The sequence below is a fragment of the Dehalococcoidia bacterium genome (assembly GCA_021295915.1).
GTDB lineage: Bacteria > Chloroflexota > Dehalococcoidia > Lucifugimonadales > UBA1123 > VXRN01.
This window is the reverse complement of sequence record JAGWBK010000017.1, coordinates 43,803-60,381: the sequence shown is the minus strand read 5'-3', so window position 1 is coordinate 60,381 and position 16,579 is coordinate 43,803. Positions and strand designations below refer to the sequence as shown.

At 60.9% G+C, this 16,579-nt stretch carries 13 protein-coding genes; 8 read left to right on the top strand and 5 right to left on the bottom strand.

Annotation, left to right across the window (positions count from 1 at the left end; all coding sequences use genetic code 11):
* Positions 1-37 precede the first annotated feature (37 nt).
* Positions 38-1,603 carry a GMC family oxidoreductase N-terminal domain-containing protein gene (locus J4G14_06920; GenBank protein MCE2457533.1) on the bottom strand — a complete coding sequence of 522 codons (1,566 nt, stop codon included), beginning with the start codon at positions 1,601-1,603 and terminating at the stop codon, positions 38-40.
* 293 nt (positions 1,604-1,896) lie between these two features.
* Between J4G14_06920 and J4G14_06915 the strand changes: the two genes are divergently transcribed.
* From J4G14_06915 to J4G14_06890, 6 genes are all read left to right on the top strand, one after another.
* Complete coding sequence (locus J4G14_06915; GenBank protein MCE2457532.1) at positions 1,897-2,298, top strand: hypothetical protein; 402 nt, start codon at positions 1,897-1,899, stop codon at positions 2,296-2,298.
* Between the two features lie 54 nt (positions 2,299-2,352).
* A complete protein-coding gene (locus tag J4G14_06910; GenBank protein MCE2457531.1) occupies positions 2,353-3,327 on the top strand; it encodes an MMPL family transporter in 975 nt (324 codons plus the stop codon).
* Positions 3,251-4,366, top strand: coding sequence for an MMPL family transporter (locus J4G14_06905; GenBank protein ID MCE2457530.1), 1,116 nt, complete (start codon positions 3,251-3,253; stop codon positions 4,364-4,366). The genes J4G14_06910 and J4G14_06905 overlap by 77 nt, the downstream gene beginning before the upstream one ends.
* Before the next feature lie 502 nt (positions 4,367-4,868).
* Positions 4,869-5,342, top strand: a complete 474-nt coding sequence (locus J4G14_06900; GenBank protein MCE2457529.1) for a VOC family protein — start codon at positions 4,869-4,871, stop codon at positions 5,340-5,342.
* A gap of 39 nt (positions 5,343-5,381) precedes the next feature.
* Complete coding sequence (locus tag J4G14_06895) at positions 5,382-6,248, top strand: MBL fold metallo-hydrolase (protein MCE2457528.1); 867 nt, start codon at positions 5,382-5,384, stop codon at positions 6,246-6,248.
* Positions 6,249-6,467: 219 nt separating this feature from the next.
* A complete protein-coding gene (locus J4G14_06890) occupies positions 6,468-7,700 on the top strand; it encodes a M20/M25/M40 family metallo-hydrolase (protein MCE2457527.1) in 1,233 nt (410 codons plus the stop codon).
* Here the strand turns inward: J4G14_06890 and J4G14_06885 are convergent.
* Positions 7,666-8,655: a hypothetical protein gene (locus J4G14_06885; protein MCE2457526.1), complete on the bottom strand. Its 990-nt coding sequence runs from the start codon at positions 8,653-8,655 to the stop codon at positions 7,666-7,668. The two genes, J4G14_06890 and J4G14_06885, sit on opposite strands and share 35 nt — an antisense overlap.
* Positions 8,656-8,813: 158 nt before the next feature.
* Here J4G14_06885 and J4G14_06880 point away from each other — a divergent pair, with 158 nt between their 5' ends.
* On the top strand, positions 8,814-9,566 hold the full coding sequence (locus J4G14_06880; GenBank protein ID MCE2457525.1) for a glucose 1-dehydrogenase: 753 nt from the start codon (positions 8,814-8,816) through the stop codon (positions 9,564-9,566).
* A gap of 16 nt (positions 9,567-9,582) precedes the next feature.
* Here the strand turns inward: J4G14_06880 and J4G14_06875 are convergent, their stop codons facing one another.
* Complete coding sequence (locus J4G14_06875) at positions 9,583-11,622, bottom strand: CocE/NonD family hydrolase (GenBank protein MCE2457524.1); 2,040 nt, start codon at positions 11,620-11,622, stop codon at positions 9,583-9,585.
* A gap of 329 nt (positions 11,623-11,951) precedes the next feature.
* Between J4G14_06875 and J4G14_06870 the strand changes: the two genes are divergently transcribed.
* Entirely contained in the window at positions 11,952-13,154 is a 1,203-nt protein-coding gene (locus J4G14_06870; protein MCE2457523.1) for an AI-2E family transporter, read from the top strand.
* Positions 13,155-13,334: 180 nt separating this feature from the next.
* Here the strand turns inward: J4G14_06870 and J4G14_06865 are convergent, their stop codons facing one another.
* Positions 13,335-16,001 (bottom strand): arsenate reductase (azurin) large subunit, encoded by a 2,667-nt coding sequence (locus J4G14_06865; protein MCE2457522.1) that lies wholly within the window; start codon positions 15,999-16,001, stop codon positions 13,335-13,337.
* A 25-nt stretch (positions 16,002-16,026) separates the two neighbouring features.
* Entirely contained in the window at positions 16,027-16,575 is a 549-nt protein-coding gene (locus J4G14_06860) for a Rieske 2Fe-2S domain-containing protein (GenBank protein MCE2457521.1), read from the bottom strand.
* Positions 16,576-16,579: the final 4 nt, after the last annotated feature.

Genomic DNA, 16,579 nt, shown 5'->3' with positions numbered 1-16,579 from the left:
AATACATACCCCTGTCACTTTGGGAGGACCTCGCTCCTTACTTCCACTGCTTGATGAAGTCTGCGACGCGCTCGCCTATCATCAGGACGGTGACGTTGATGTTGGCCCGCACACACTCCGGCATGATAGAGGCGTCCACGACCCGCAGTCCATCCGCACCATAGACGCTGCCGTACTGGTCCACCACGGCCATCGGGTCTGAGCTTGGCCCCATCTTGGCGGTACAGGAGATGTGATGCCCGGTGCCCACGTTTCTCTTTATCCACAGGTTCAGCGCCTCGTCCGACTCCAGGTCCGAGTCCTCCGGGTACACCCTCTCGTCGATCATGGCAGACATCGAGGGATGGTCCTCCAGGCTGACGATGAGGCGAACGCCCTCCCGGTACCTGCGCAGGTCCTCCTCGTGGTCCAGCAGGTTGTAGTCGAGATAGGGATAGTCCCTGTAATCATTGGAGCGCAACCGTAGCTCACCCTTGGACAGGGCCAGGTTCAGACCAAGTCCTGCGCCCAGTCCTACTAGGTCGCCGTGCTCGCCGCCCATGCGCCTGCTCCTGCCCCCAGCCGCGGACAGATAGACGATCATATCGGTCTTCAGTGAAGAGCCTTCGGCCGTGTACCTGACCACCAACTGGCCGTTGGGCACGAAGCGTTGCAGTTCCACCTCCGGCTTCGTCGCCCACAATATACTGATGAGCGGATGGTCGGCCAGGTTCTGTCCGACGCCCGGCGAGTCGACGACGGTCTGGATTCCGTGCTCACTCAGGTGGTCACTCGGGCCGACGCCGGAGAGCATCAGTATCTGGGGAGACCCGATGGCGCCCGCACTGAGGATGACCTCATCGGCCTCCACGACAAAAGTCTCATCGTCGGAAACGGCCTCTACGCCCGTCGCCCTTGGGCGTTCTCCTGTGGTGTCGAAGAGTATCTTCTTGACCATCACGTTGGCCCTGATGGTCAGGTTGAGCCGGTGACGTGAGAGTCCCAGGTACCCTATTGACGTGGACCAGCGGATGCCGTTGGGGTTGTTGAGGGGCGTTGGCCCCACTCCGGCGGTGCCGGGAGCGTTGTGGTCTTCACAGTATGGGTGCCCGTTGTCCCGCCAGGCCTCGAACCATGCCCTGTTCCCCTCGCGCCACTCCTCCTGCGGGAACCTGTGGCAGATGATGGGTCCGCTGGAGCCGTGGAAGTCCCCGGGGTCGTCCTGGTAAGTGGTGTCAGTCTCCACCTTGTTGAAGTACGGCACCAGCTTCTGGAAGCTCCACTCGTCGTTCCCCCACTCTGCCCAGGCGTCGTAGTCCTCCGGGATGCCACGGAGAAATATCTGCCCGTTGATGGCGCTGGACCCGCCGGTCACCTTGCCCCTAGGGATTTCGATGTCGGCCACTTCTGTACCCCTGGCCATGTATTGCCAGTTGTGGTCGCTGTCCCAGACGCTCTTGGTCGACATGTAGCCGTACTTGACCTCCTCAGGTAGGCTATCGATGTCCGGGTAGTCCGGGCCCGCTTCAAGGAGCAGCACCGAGGTGTTGGGATCTTCAGAAAGTCTCGTGGCGAGGATCGCGCCCGCCGAACCTGCTCCGATGACGATGTAGTCGTACTTCACTCCCTGCCTCCTGGATTGGACACTGACATGGCGCCTTCGACTGCTGCTGGGATGGTACGCACCGGAAAGAAGGCCGTCAATCGGCAGACGCCCGCAGCTCGGAATAGAATTGGAGGCCGTCCACTGGGATATCATCGGCTGACAATTTGAGATCGACTAAGGCGATAATCTCATTGCGCAGCTACATTTACCCTAGTTATTATATGAAGCTGTGTTAGATAAAGTAATGTTGCCGAGCGTACGGTGATAAGCAGCCGACTCGCCACCATCACTGCATAAGAGGAGAGTCTGTCTTGGACAATGCACTTAGTTGGTTTAGCAGGCTTGTCACGGTTCGCCCATGGGTCACACTTCTCGTTCTCCTATTGTTGACAGTTGCACTGGCAGCAGGAGCAGCGCTGCGTGAGCCTCCACCGGATGCGGCGGCGGCCCTTCCCGACGGTAGTCCAATCACCGAAGAGATTGCGGAGATCGAAGAACGCTTCGGGGAGTCAGGAGAAGTAAGGGTGTCAACGCTCCTCTTTCGGGGAGAAGCGCTCACGCCCGACGGTCTCTCGCAGATGGATACTCTGATCGATAGCATCGTGATGGATCCGGCGGTGGGGGGAATACTGGCTCCAACAGATCCCGTCTTCTCACCCACGTTGATGATCGGCGCCATGCTCCAGGTGGACAGCTTCGATTCGGTCTCGTAGTCACAGATCGACTCCGTCCGCGGTGCGCCGGGAATTGGCGATGCGATCAACCTTATGACCGGAACCGATTCGGACGGCACTCCTGTCGCCATCGCTGGTGTCAGCCTGATAAACACCGGCGACTCGAGAGTCGAAGATGCCGAGCGAAGGATCGACGAGCTCGCGACCGCCAGTGAAGGCCCACTCCGCGCAAGCAGCGTCTCTTTCGTGGTGATCGAGGACGAGTACAAGGAGTTCACCGAGACAGGCATGATGCCGCTAATTGGACTGGCGTTCCTGCTGATCACGGCGCTGATCCTGCTCTTCATGCGCACGATATCGGACCTGCTGCTGACGCTGGCCGGACTCTTCATTTCGATCATCTGGATCATCGGCGCCGAGGGCTGGATGGGACCAGGGGGGCTGGGGATCACCGGCCCTCCCAATTCGCTAACGTCGATGGTGCCGATCATCATCATCGGACTCACGGTTGACTACGCGATCCAGGCCGTGTCCCACTACCGCGAGCAGCGAGTTGCCGGCCTCCCTGTCGTCGCAGCAGTTCGGGTTGGACTGCAAAACGTCACAATACCGCTCGTCCTGGCCGCAATGACGACGATCGCGAGCCTGCTTGCAAGCCTCTTCTCACCGATTGGGATGGTGGGCGACTTCGGCATCATCTCCGGACTTGGCATAGGACTGAGCCTCATCGTGATGCTGACGCTGCTCCCAGCCGCCCGGACGATCATCGACCGGCGTCGGGAGTCTCGCGGCACTCTGCCGCCGGCACGCCCAATTTCGACCGCACTGCCCGGTATCGAGAAGACGGCGGAGTTTCTGGGGAGGGCCGTCACGCGAAGGCCCGCTCCCTACATAATCGTCGTGACCGCCGTGACGGTCGCGCTAGGTTTCGCGGCAACCGGCCTCAAGTCCGAGTACAGCATCCGCGACCTCCTGCCCCGGGGGTGGGAGTGTGCTGGAGGACCTGAACACGCTCGATACAGCCGTCGGCGGGTCTACGGAAATGACCAGTGTCCTCGTCACGGGTGAGGCCACTGAGACTCGTACCCTTCTGAATGTCCAGGATCTCGAGTCCGCCTTCGAGAGCGACGCAACGCGTCCGGGCGCTGCGGCGGGTCCGATTCTTGCTTCCTACGAGCTGCTCATACGCGACTGGACCCACGACAGCGGTCAACCAGGTGACAAGTACGACGCCGAGATGGCGTCACTCTTCAAACAGGCATCTGCAGACGTGCATCTCAATCGGGAGTTGATGCAGCAGATCCTGGACAGGCTCGAGACGCTGGACCCCCTCTCAGCGCACCTCTTGGCAAACAATCCCGAAGGCACTGACGCGATACTGATCCAGTTCCCTGCCTATACCGGCGATCCCGCGGCTACAAAGGAGCTGCAGCAGGACATCGAAAACCTCTGGTTCGGCGAAGACGACACCATCACGGCAACGTCGGACAGCATCATTTCGTTCGCGGTCACTGACGCAATCAGAGACCGGCAGACGGAATCGATCGGCACCACCGTCGCAGTGGCCATCGGCGTACTCGCGATCTTCTTCTGGCTGACCGTACGCCAGCCTGCTCTTGCGCTCATAGCAGTGGGTCCAACCGTGCTGGTCCTCATCTCAGTGCTGGGCACTATGGCTCTCCTGGGCATCCCCTACACCATCGTCACGTCGATCATTACAGCGCTCTCGATAGGAATCGGGGTCGACTACACGATCCACGTAATACACCGGTACCGTGAGGAGTACTCCCTTATACGTGACCCTGAAACAGCAGCAGTGCGGACCCTGGCGACCACTGGCTCAGCCCTACTGGGGTCGGCGCTGACCACTGCGCTGGGGATCGAAGTGATGATCCTCTCGCCGCTGGCTGCGCTACAGCAGTTCGGCATCACGGCGGCGATCACGATCTTCTACTCGCTTATCGTCTCCATCCTGGTGGTACCGCCGGTGCTGACGTTCTGGGGCGCGTACCAGAACATGAAGCTGCGCTCTATGGTTCAGCGCTGGGGAGATGAGCTCGATCTGGAGATAGAGGCCATCTATCAACGCCACGAGCAGGCGCAGTAGTCGCTAACAGTCCTGCCAATAGCACAGGCGGAGGGCGAAGCCCGCTCTGAGGCCCTGCCCTCCGCCTGTGCTCCCGCTAATCAGTCAGCAGGTAACTGGCTGATTGACCTGTATCAGATTAGTAGGCACCCAATCTGGAGCGCGGGCATCTTGCCCGCATCCGTTCGCCCTGAGCCTGTCGAAAGACGGTTGCCCTTGCTGTCCGCCTACTAATCTGGGATAGCATCCTGTCTGATTAACCCTGCTCGGCAAGCCCTCTCCGCGACTGGTACATCCCTATTCCTATGACGAAGAGGCTGAGAGCCCCGATATTCAGGAGGACGTTGCTGATGATGAGGAAGGTCCACGGGTCAGACCCTGACATGTACATCGCCACAAGGAAATTGACCACGCCCGCCGCTATACCAAGGGGTAAAATACCTATCTGGACTCAGTTTTCCCGGATCATGTAAGCCCAATCGAGTATTCCGAGCTTTAGTGGCAGTTGGAGCGTAGAGCGATGATGGACCAACCAGAAATCGAGATCTACCCCATCCCCCTCTTCCCGACGCTGTCCGTGACAGACGTGGCCGCGTCCCTTGACTGGTACACCAACAGGGTGGGATTCGTCTCCGCGTACAGCCTGCCCATGCCCGGCGGCGGACTCGCGATGGCCCACGTACGCTGGCGGAAGTACGCAGACCTGCTCCTGGTCCCCGACACATCTCCGTCCGACGCAGCACAGCCTAAGGGCATCGGCGTCGCCTTCTCGCTCCTGGTCGACACGACCTCCGTGGACGAGATGGCCGCAAATCTCGTCAGCAACGGTGTGGAAATAGCCGAAGGCCCCGTAAACCGGCCCTGGAACACCCGCGACATCGTCGTCCATGACCCGGACGGCTACAGACTGGTCTTCTTCGAGGCCGTGGACATCACCAGGAGCTTCGAAGACGTCATGGGAGACGTGTCAGACAGCGTGGCGGGCGATAGCGGCTGACTTGAGGTAGGATACCCCTAAGCCACGTTGGAGGGGCCTATGTCAGACTTCACCCTGCACGTGGGCGGCGTTGAGATCGTCGCCCTTTCAGATATGAACTTTCCGTTCCCCATGCCACTCCCTGAGCTGTTCTCGACAGTGCCCGCCGAGGCATGGACGCCCTACAAGGAGCGCTATCCCGATACCTTCGACGGCGACCACATGCTTATTGAGATCGGCTGTTACTTGGTGCGCTCTCAGGGCCGGACCATCCTGATCGACACCGGATACGGCGAGGGCCCCATCGAGTCCATCGGAGGACGCATGGGAGAGCTGATGGATGACCTCACCGCCAAGGGCGTCAGCCCCAGGGAGGTCGACACCGTCTTCATCTCCCACCTTCACTCCGATCACGTTGGCTGGAACGTCATAGAGCGCGACGGCAAGCTGCTCCCCGCCTTTCCCAACGCCCGGTACGTGGCACACCAGGCCGACCTCGACCACTTCCGCAGGCCGGACATTCAGGCGGCATCGAGCGTTCAATTCATGGACAGGTGCGTGGAGTCAATCGTCGATCTCGGCCTCTTCGACACGCTCACCGAGGACACCGATCTGACCTCTGAGCTGAGGGCTGTGCACACCCCCGGCCATACGCCGGGACACATGAGCGTTCTCGTCTCATCCCAGGGCGAAGAAGCCCTGATACAGGGGGACGTGTTCGTGCATCCAGCACAAGTGACCGAGGATGACTGGAACTGCCACTTCGACTACGACTGGCCGCTCTCCACCGAGACCCGAAGAAAGGTGCTAGACGACGTGGAAGCCCGGGAAACGCCCGTCATATCCTGCCACTTCCCCCTTCCGGGCTTCGGGACCGTCAGACGCACCGAAGGCAAACGCTACTGGCACGTAGGACTCGGCAAGTAGAGCCCGATACCCGTTCGTCCTGAGCTTGTCGAAGGATGCCTACAGGATTGCAGGCCCCTCTCTAGGGGCTTACAGGGATCGTATAGGTATACAGACAAGCATCAGTACCAGCCCACCGGCCCCCTCTCCCTGAGAGCCTGCCCCGGACTTGATCCGGGGGTGAGGGTGAAAAGTTCGCCCACCAGCAAGCCCAGAGATCGAACGATCAGAGGTGACAGCATGACCACAGAAGCAATCCAACAGATCCTCGACAGCGTCGACCGCGAAGAGATGCTCAACCTCGCCCAGGACCTCATCAGGATCCCCAGCTTCAAGACGGAGGAGAGCGACGTCGCTCGCTTCCTCGGAGACTACCTGGGGGAGCGCGGCTACGAGGTCCAGCTGCAGGAGGTCGAGCCCGGCCGCTTCCAAACCGTCGCAATCCTCAGGGGCACCGGCGGCGGCAAGTCCTTCATGCTCAACGGCCACATCGACATCGACCCGCTCGCCATGGGCTGGAAGCGAGACCCGTGGACGCCCAGCATCGAGGGCGACCTCATCTACGGCGGAGGCATTCGCAACATGAAGGCCGGCGTTTCGTCTCTCGTGACCGCAGCCGAAGCCATACGCAAGTCCGGCGTATCTCTCCAGGGCGACCTCGTACTCGCCTGCGTCGTTGGCGAGCTTCAGGGAGGAGTGGGCACGACCTACCTCTGCCAGAACGGCCCGCTAACCGACATGGCCGTGGTGCCCGAGCCGTTCGGCGCAGACAACATCCTCACCGTCCACGCTGGCGTGGTTGAGATGGCAATCCACGTCCTAGGTAACTCCCGGCACATCAGCCGCAAGGAAGAGGCCGTCGACGCCATCGCCAAGATGTGCAAGGCCGTGCCCGCCATCGATGGCGTGGAGTTCACCTACACACCCCGCGAAGACCTCCCCGGTCTGCCGAGGATAAACGTCGGCGGAATTATCGGCGGACGCGGACGCGACTACGACATGCGCGGCCCCAACTTCGTCTCCGACTTCTGCACCGTGATCGTCGACGTCCGCTTCCTGCCCGGCATGACCTCGGCGTCGGTCAAGGCCGACATCGAACGCGCCCTCGACCGCATCAAGGCCGACGACCCCGACTTCGAATACGAGATCGAGATGCCGCCCGACCCGAGGTACCGCGTGTTCACGGTCGTCATGGAACCGAAGGACGAGTACATCCTCGACTGCGTCCTGCGACAGTACCGCACAGTAACCGGACGCGAGCCCGACGGAGTCGGCACAGTGCTGCCCGGCTCATACACCGGCGACGACACCTGTCACCTGTGGCGCGCCGGAGTCCCGTGCCTGCTGTACGGTCCCGGAGGCGGCTCCGAGTCCGAGACCATCCCGGACGAGTACAGCCGCATCAGCGACATGGAGCAGGTCGCAAAGGTCCTCGCCCTCACCGCCCTCGACGTCTGCAGCCTGCCCAAGTAAGGCTGGCAATCACCTCCTCGAAGTATCTTCTGGGATTCTCGATCATCATCCGGTCGATGACCGACTGCTCGATCCCGGACTCCATCAGCCTCGGAATTATCGCGCGGCTGATCCAGAGGTAGCCGTCTGGGTTCCCCTCCTTGCCGGGCATACCGGACGAGCCGATGCGGGACAGCACGATGTTCCAGTCATGCGACAGCATCATGTTGGCATCAAGGCCCTCGTCCAGCCGCTCCTTCAGGTAGTCGGTCCTCCCCTGCCATGTGGGCAGCTCCGGTCGACCGAAGGGGTTGTTGATGTCCCAGCCGAGCCACACTCCGAGCATGGCCAGTTCGCGGTGATAGTCCGGGTCGAGGGTGTTGCTGAGATGCCCTATATAGACGTCCTGAGGCTCGACGCCCTCCTCTGTCAGGATTCGCACCTGCTCCAGGCCTATCGTTGAGTCGGCCGGCGTGTGGGTGGTGATAGGGATGCCGGTGCGCAGGTGCGTCCTGGCCGAGGCCCGCAGCATAAGCTCTTCGTTCTCGGTGATCGGGTCGCTGGTGGCCACCTTGATGATGCCGGCCTTGATGTCAGTGCCGTCGATCCCCACCTCGACTTCACGCACCCAGAGGTCCGCGATGAAGTCCTTGTCTCGTCCCCAGAAGCTGCGCGGAATGTCCAGCCAGCAGCCGGTGCAGCAGATGAACTGTACCCCCGTTTTCTCCGAGACCTCCTTCATGAGAACCACGTCCCGACCCAGGTCGAGCGGAGAGACCTCTACGACAGTGTCGACTCCGCCACTCTTGGCCTCGTTGAACGACTCCAGAGCCATGTCCAACGCCTGGTCCCGGAATTCGAGCTCGGGGTATGTCTCCCGTATGCCCGCCGACGAGTCGATCAGGTGCTCATGGGGCAGGGTGAACCCCAGGTCCGCCGTATCCAGTGGCCCAAGCACCGAGTTTATGGTCGCCATTCCACACCTCCAATCGCTCCATGCTTACCCAATAGGGGCTATCTCCAGTCGGATTGTACTAGTGTTGCCTGAGTTCTGCGGTGTTAGAATCGGCGCAGTCCTGCACGGCAGTCGTTTAATCCATACAGCAGATGACATTAGATTCCCTGAGGTGAACCATGAGGCTCGAAGGTAAGGTTGCAATCATCACGGGCGGCGCAAACGGAATGGGCGCCGAGGAGTGCCGGATCTTCGTCCGCGAGGGCGCGAAGGTCGTCATCGCCGACGTCATGGAAGAAGAGGGTCGGCAGGTCGAAGCTGAGATCGCCGAGTCAGGCGGCGATGCCGTCTTCATGAAGCTCGACGTCACCAGCGAGTCCAACTGGGCAGACGCCGTCGAAGCCACGGTTGCACGCTACGGCAAGGTGGATGTCCTCGTGAACAACGCCGGCATCAGCGGCACGCATCATCCCGACTCGATGAGCGTCGAGGGCTGGGACAACTTCATGAATATCAACGCCAAGGGCGTGTTCCTCGGCATGAAGAGCGTGATACCCGAGATGCAGAAGGTGGGCGGCGGTTCCATCGTGAACATATCGTCCATCAGCGGCATCGTGGGCCAGAACGTCATCCACATGGGATACAACGCGTCCAAGGGTGCAGTACGGATCGTCACGAAGTCCGCGGCGGTGCAGTACGCCCAGGACGGGATCAGGGTGAACTCCGTGCATCCCGGCGCGATGCCGCCGATGCGCTCGTCCAGCGCAGAGCGGGACCCGGGCATGAGGAGCAACATGGTCGATGTGGTGCCGATGCGCCGCCTGGGCCGCACCGAAGAGGTCGGACACGCCGTGCTGTTCCTGGCCTCCGACGAAGCGTCCTACATAACCGGCGCAGAACTGGTGGTCGACGGGGGATTCACCGCGGTCTAAGACAGCGAGGCCGTCTTCAGAGCAACTCCCGCCTGAACGACTCCACCCAGCGTCGCTGGTGATGCGGCAGCCCGTTTATACGGACGTCCAGGTCTATCGAGACGTGGATGGCGTCCTCGGTGCTTCGCACGTTCGCCGACGTGTCGACGTTGATCACGCCGTCCGTGCGGGTGATCGTCCTGAGGTGTTGACCTATAGCCGTGGTGTCTGCGGGGTCGCGGTTGTTCGCCCACACCTCGAGCTTCGCTTCCGTCCTGACGTTCATGTCCGCGCTGGCCCTATCCTCGTTCACCGTGTGCAGCCTGAGCCCTGTGCGGTCCCTCAGCATGTCTTGCGCAATCTCCCAAGGGACCACCTGTGGAGACGACTCCGGGTATTTGCGAGGTGAGGCGGAGGGCTCATACTCCATCTCGTCAGGAGGAAGCTCTCCAACCGGAGCGTCCCGGCTCGGCACGACCGGCAGCTCAAGGTACGACTCGCGTCCGCCGTCCCGGTACACGCGGTTAGTTCCCTTGTACGGCGTCGGCCACAGGTTCGGAAAGTCCGCGCTGCTTATCGAGAGCCGGATCCTGTGCCCTCGCTCGAACCTCCACGCCGTTGCGTCCAAGTCCACGTGAAGCTCGTAGACTTCGCCAGGCTCCATCGGCTCCGGACCTGCGAGCGAGTTGCGACGCGTCCCATTCAGCACTCCGATCGACACCTGCGCGCTTGTGCCATCGGGGGCGACGTCTGAAAGCCGCGCCACGAATGCCATGACAGGCGCAGTGGTGCTGACATTGATCACGGCCTTGCCCATGCCGATGATCTCCAGTGGCTCGTCGAGAGGCTCAGACGTGTAGTTCACTGAGTAGATTTCGTCGACGCGCTGGTCGCTTGGCAGACCGAATGGGACTCCCGCGCTCCACAGCCCTCCCGCGATACCCACCGACGGCCTGTACTCGTACTCGTCACAGTTTCGGCTCGGCTCGTCCGTCGCGAGATCGCTGCCAAGCCTGAGACGCTGAGTCCATGAACCAGGAACAGGGAAAGAATTCTCCGTCCTCCAATACCCTGACGTGTGAGTTCGATACGCGTCCGGCACATCGAACGTCTGGACGTACACGTTGATGTCCGGCTCGTCCATGATGCCGTTGTCTATCCCCTTGAGCCAGTGGTCGCACCAGCGCACCGTGAGGTGCTCGCGAGACAGGGACGGCCCTGGAGTCTCGCAGTCAGGACCGGAGTGATTCCACGGGCCGACGACCACCCTGGTCGGAGACGTCATGTGCTGTGACGTCCTGAGCGGAGCATTGCAGTAGCCGTCGCGCCAGCCTCCGATGAGCAGCGCCGACGCCTCGATTTCGTGGTACCGGTCCCGAATGCTCCCTGCCCGCCAGTACTCACCGTCCGTCTGGTTGGCAAGCCAGTTCAGCAGGTAGGGTCTGTTCTGCTCGAGATGCTCCTCCCAGACCTCGGCCCAGCGTTCGCCGCTGTACTCGGGATAGGGCGGCATCGCGTTCATGCCCACCATGGAGCAGCCGTACGCACCAATGTCGTAGTAGCATCGCCACGCGCCGCCGCGATAGTGGCAGTCGTCCGTGTACCTGTCATCGGTGAAGTTCCATGGGATGATCGTCACGAGGTGAGGAGGCGCGAGCGCAGCGACCTGCACGCTGGTGAACCCACCATAGGAGCCACCCGTCATGGCGACCTTGCCGTCGCACCACTCCTGCTCTGCGATCCACTCGACCACGTCGTAGCCGTCGCGCTGTTCGACCGGACGGTACTCGTCGTCGTTCGAGCCTTCGCTGGAGCCGGTGCCGCGGCAGTCTACACGAGCGCCGACATATCCATGCTGCGCCCAGTGATGCTGCATCCCCGTCATTGGTTCCTGGTCGTCCTTGCGATACGGGATGTACGTGAGGATCACGGGCCATGGCCCATCTCCTGCCGGCACGTGAATGTCCATCGCGAGCCTCGTACCGTCCCGGGTGGGCGCCATGATGTTCTTCACGAAGCTGATGCCCTCCGAGCTGACACCCATCGTCCGGACACCTGAGTAAGTCTCGTATGACACTGGTCCATCCCCCATATGAAGCTGAGCGCCTGCTAGATTATTGGCGCCGTGTGCAGATAACAAGCCCGCGCCCCCATGTTGAGAGACCTGCCCGAGGGTGCTATTGTCCTAACGGTCGAATCCTAGAGAGGTAGGTATGCTTGAACAGCCAAGGATAAACCCCAGCTAACGGCCCCCTCTCCCTTGTTGGACTTACAGGGGTACACAGATAGGCATGAGTACCACCAACAGACCCCCTCTCCCTGAGGGAGAGGGTTGGGGTGAGGGTGAAAACCTCGAATACTTACACTTGTGAACCGGTCGGAATCAAGATAGCGATTGGAAAGCCTTTGACAGAACCAGACCACAGCATATCCCCAACCGGCGTCGCGAACCCCGCACCCTCCCTGTGGGAGCGGTGGAGGCTTCCAGGACTCGTAACCATCGCCATTGTGGGCGTGGCCGCACTGCTCTATACGGCGCTCGGGTCGATTCTACCGCTGATAATCAGCCTCATCCTGGCAGAGCTGCTGTTCCCCATCGTCTCCTTCATAGAGACTCACCTGCCCGGCTACCGGCGCTTTCCCACAGCTGCAAGGCTCTCCGCCATTGCAGTCGTCTACCTGGTCTTCTTCGCGCTCTTAGCTTTCTTCATCTACATCACCTTCCAGCCGATAGTCGAAGAGGTCCGGCACTTCATAGAGAATGCCCCGCGCCTCTTCGAGAGCGCAAAGGCCACGTTCGAGCAGTGGTCTGAAGAGTTCAATCGGCAGGTACCGGAGGATGTACAGGCCCAGGTGGAGGAGTGGCTGAGGTCGGCGGGCGGCGTGGTGGGCGGCGCTGCGCTGGGCATTCTCAACAAGACGATCGCCCGGGTCACCAGCACAATCTCAATCGTGCTCGGGCTTGTAATTGTGCCGTTCCTGCTGTTCTACATGCTGAAGGACAAAGAGGACCTCTCAAATGGCATGTACTCTGCTCTTCCCGACAGAGTTGCCACCCACACGAGAAACGTGCTCGGGCTGGCACACGGGGTCATTGGCTCGTATGTCAGGGCACAGCTCATAAGCGCCTCCATTGTCGGCGGAGGCGTCTTCCTCGGGCTGTTCCTACTGGACGTGGACTTCGCAATAACCCTCGGACTTATCGCCGGAGTGCTGGGCCTCATTCCCATTATCGGAGCGATTATTGGGGCCATTCCGGGGATTCTCGTCGTACTGGCAACCGACCCGGGCAAGCTAATCTGGGTGGTGCTCGTTTACCTGGTTGTCCAGTTCATCGAGAGCAATATCATCTCCCCAAGGATCCAGGGCAGGGCTCTGAGGCTCCATCCCATCGTCATAATGACGACACTCGTCGTGGCAAGCGACATCTTCGGCCTGTGGGGGGTGCTCATCGGTGTGCCAATGGTCGCGATAGCGCGTGACATATTCGCGTACTTCTACAGCGAGTGGAGTGGAGCGCACTCGGCAGGAAGTAGCGCTGAGATCACCGACGAGACAGAAACAGCAAATGCAGCCGCTCCAGCCGAACCTGAGGTCGAGACTAGCTGACAGATGTAGGCACTTCGCCAATCGTCGTCCCGGCGCAGCGAGAGCTTTGCATTACCCCCTCTCCTGGGGGAGAGGGTTGGAGCCTGCCCCGGACTTGATCCGGGGGTGAGGGTGAAAAGGTTATTTGCCCAATCCACCAGATAACACTCACACACCTCTGGATTGCCGAGCAGCCCGCCGCTAGACTATCACGCGTGACTTGAACGTCATCTGGGTGAACGAGTTCTTGTAGGGCGACTCCCCAAGCCTGGTAACGATTCCCTTGCCCAGCTTGAACCTGTACCTGTTCGTGATCGGGTCCGGTACTCGATGCACCAGGCTGTTTGCCGCAGCGCCCGGCCACCGGGGATGCAGGAAGTTGGCGAACACGACCCCAGGGCGCACAGCGTCTGTCACGATGGCGACCGCGGTCATCTCACCGCTCCCGCGCTTGATGTGCCCATTGGCATCCAGGTTCTTGAACAGGAAGTCGTCGCCACTCACGAAAGCGAAGCCGCCCGTCTGTACCAAGATGTCGCCAGAGGCGATCCTGACTTCGTCGCCGCTCTCGACTCCTCTTGCTGCCGCATCGTCGGGGTGCATCTCGACGAAGTGCTCCGGCCATCGCGCATGGATGTATGGCTTACGCACGTCGTCGAATGCAGACTGCCACAGCTCGTTGATCCGCCCGTTAGTGACCCACAGCTCGTCACCCGTCGGTGTTATGCGCTCGTAGAAGTCGCTGAACCACTCCCAGGGCGACTTGTTCAGCACAGCCTTGCCCGAATGCGAATGGAAGTGCGTCAGCCACTTGGGATGGACCGTCACTCCCTCAGGAGGTCCGAGCTGCAGCGTAGAGTCGTGGAGTCTCTGCGTCCCCACCAGTTCGTTGTTGACCATCCTGATAGGCGTCTGCAGGCCAGTGGTCCCAAGCTCCCGGAGCTTTTCGTGGCCTGACTTACCCTCCTGCTTCGCCTTGACCACCAGAGGATGGTAGTTCAACATGCCGTTCCGGCTGAAGCGGGCGGCCTCTTCGAAAATGTCGTTCGAGTCCCGCCAGTCGTACCCCTGGAAGCCCATCTTTTGGGCGAATCCGGCAATTATCTTCCAGTCGGGCATCGAATCGCCCGGCGGGTCGTAGAACTTGGAGTACAGTCGCAGCCTGCGCTCTCCATTGCAACGCGAGAAGTTCTCCTCGCCCCATGTCGCAGCCGGCAGGATGATGTCGGCAATCACGTCGCCGATCGGACTCCTTAGGTATATGTCCTGGTCTACTACGACCATTCCACCGCTGTCGGCGCGCCGGATCAACGCCTCAGATGCCTCGTCGACATCTGAACTAGTTATCTGGTGCGGGTTTTCGCGGGTTAGTTCGATGAACCTGTCGGCGAACGCATTGGACGCTGCCATTGCCTGCGTCCAGGTGGTCCCAATGACCCATGCGAATCGCAGGTTGCCGCTCTCAACCCACCTGTCGAGGTCTATCGCCTGCCGCCTGCGTCCGGGGAGCCTGTTCGGTGAATCGCTGCGCGGATATGAGGCAGCGCCCATCCATCCCCGCTGGTGTCCTCCGAGTCGGGAGATCATCCGGCCCGGCCGGTTCCCCGCTCCGCAGAGAAGCCCAAGCGCGGCGTACGAGGCCGTGTTGAGATAGTTGTTCGACCAGTAGTTGCCTTTTTCGAACCCGAACGACGTCCTTGGCCTGACGCCATCGACCGGCTTTGCGATCATCTCGGCAGCCTGCTGGATGAGCTCGGCCGGCACTCCGGTTATCTCGGCGGCCCTGCCCAGCTCAGCATGAGGCTGTTCGAACAGCCAGTCACGATACCCATCGAAGTCGGTGCCAAGCTGTCCCCATGTCGTCCGCCATTGCCAGGGCGTGTTGCGCGTGCCGCGCCCCATGCCGGCGTCGATCTCCCAGTTGTTCGCTATCCACTTCTCGATGAACTCGGTATCCTCCCAGCCGTTCTCGAGAATGATTCGGGCGAGTGCAAGGTGCAGCACCGTGTCGGAGCCTGGGATCACAGGCAGCCAGACGCCGCCCTTCGTCTCTGCCCAGGCTACCCCGGCAGTCTTGCGGGGAAGCGTGAAGATCAGATGCTTGTCCAGGTTGCCCGTCATCATCCACTCGGTGAACAGCACCGTCTTGGTCTCGAACGGGTCTGTGCCGCTGATGAAGATGACGTCGGCCTCAGACCAGTCCTCGAACGACGCGCTGAACGGGATGACCCCGCTGTCGTCGAGGCCAGCGGTGTCGTTGCCCGGTCCTGGCTTGTCATGCGGCGAGTAGGCAGGTGTGACTATCGACCGGAAGGCGAGCTTGGATATGGCGTAGGTGTTCTCAAAGTACTCGTAGGAGTAGGTCTTCATGCCCCAGGCCGCCTCGCCGTGGTTGGCGATGACGTACTTGGACACACGGGTCATGATTTCAAAAGCGTCGTCCCAGGAAATCGGAGTAAGCTCTCCGTTTACCCTCATGAGCGGCGTCTTGAGCCTGTCCCGCGTCGGCGTATCGGGGTTGTATGCCTTCAGCGCCAGTGTCCCGCCCCGAATGCTGTGATTGCCCTTGCGATTGACGACGTCTGCGTGCGGATCGGGCTGTACCACAACGTGATGGGGCTGGCCGTTTACGCTGACGATGTTGTGCTGGTTCGGACTCACCCATCCCTGGAAGGCATTGGCCGGCAGGTCTATGCCAAACGCGTTCTCCGTCGCCCTTGGCCCTCCTTCAGTACCCTCCGGCCATGTATACACTCGATAGCCGCAGCCCACGATGCAGTAGTCGCAGGCCGTGGTCACCATGTTGGCATCCGGTGGCGGCAGCGGAACGCTGTCCATCGGCACGTACTGGTCTGTAACGTCTGCCATTCCTTGACCTCTCTCCGGGGGCCGGCTAGACCGGCTGGACCTCGTTGTTGCCAAAGCCGTAGATCAGGGCCATAACGCCAGTGGCATAGATTTCATCACCCCGGGCCTCCAGCACTATCTGGGGTAGTCCCTGTGAGGCATGACCGGAAATTATCATTCCGTGGCGGGTCAGATCGTAGGTGCTGAGGTGAGATGGGCACGGGCCCATGACCTGGTGTTCCGACTTGAAGCTTCCAAGGAGGGAGATCCCCATGTGAGGACAGATGGTGTTGAAGGCGATGCCTCCTCCGGCAGGAGTGCCCAGCTTGATGAGATAGCTGTCGCAGTTTCCGTGGTCCCACGGGTACCTGAACTGGACAACCTCGCCGACCCGCAGCTCGCTGAGTCTGCCGACCATCATTCCGTCGTACGCTGCTACCTGCGCCGAGAACAGCTGCCCTGGGACGACCGTAGCAAGGGTGACAGTACCTACAGCCGCAGCTCCCATGAACAGAAACTGGCGACGGGTAACGCAGTATTCCAGCGCGTTCGGAAGTTTCTCCGGAGTAACCCTGGTCTTCATGGATTGGTCCATAGCG

Bases quoted from the DNA above. Each gene is read 5' to 3' on its own strand.
- J4G14_06910 (MCE2457531.1), top strand. From the start codon at position 2,353: ATGACCGGAACCGATTCGGACGGCACTCCTGTCGCCATCGCTGGTGTC.
- J4G14_06900 (MCE2457529.1), top strand. From the start codon at position 4,869: ATGGACCAACCAGAAATCGAGATCTACCCCATCCCCCTCTTCCCGACG.
- J4G14_06895 (MCE2457528.1), top strand. From the start codon at position 5,382: ATGTCAGACTTCACCCTGCACGTGGGCGGCGTTGAGATCGTCGCCCTT.
- J4G14_06890 (MCE2457527.1), top strand. From the start codon at position 6,468: ATGACCACAGAAGCAATCCAACAGATCCTCGACAGCGTCGACCGCGAA.
- J4G14_06885 (MCE2457526.1), bottom strand. From the start codon at position 8,655: ATGGCGACCATAAACTCGGTGCTTGGGCCACTGGATACGGCGGACCTG.
- J4G14_06880 (MCE2457525.1), top strand. From the start codon at position 8,814: ATGAGGCTCGAAGGTAAGGTTGCAATCATCACGGGCGGCGCAAACGGA.
- J4G14_06865 (MCE2457522.1), bottom strand. From the start codon at position 16,001: ATGGCAGACGTTACAGACCAGTACGTGCCGATGGACAGCGTTCCGCTG.
- J4G14_06860 (MCE2457521.1), bottom strand. From the start codon at position 16,575: ATGGACCAATCCATGAAGACCAGGGTTACTCCGGAGAAACTTCCGAAC.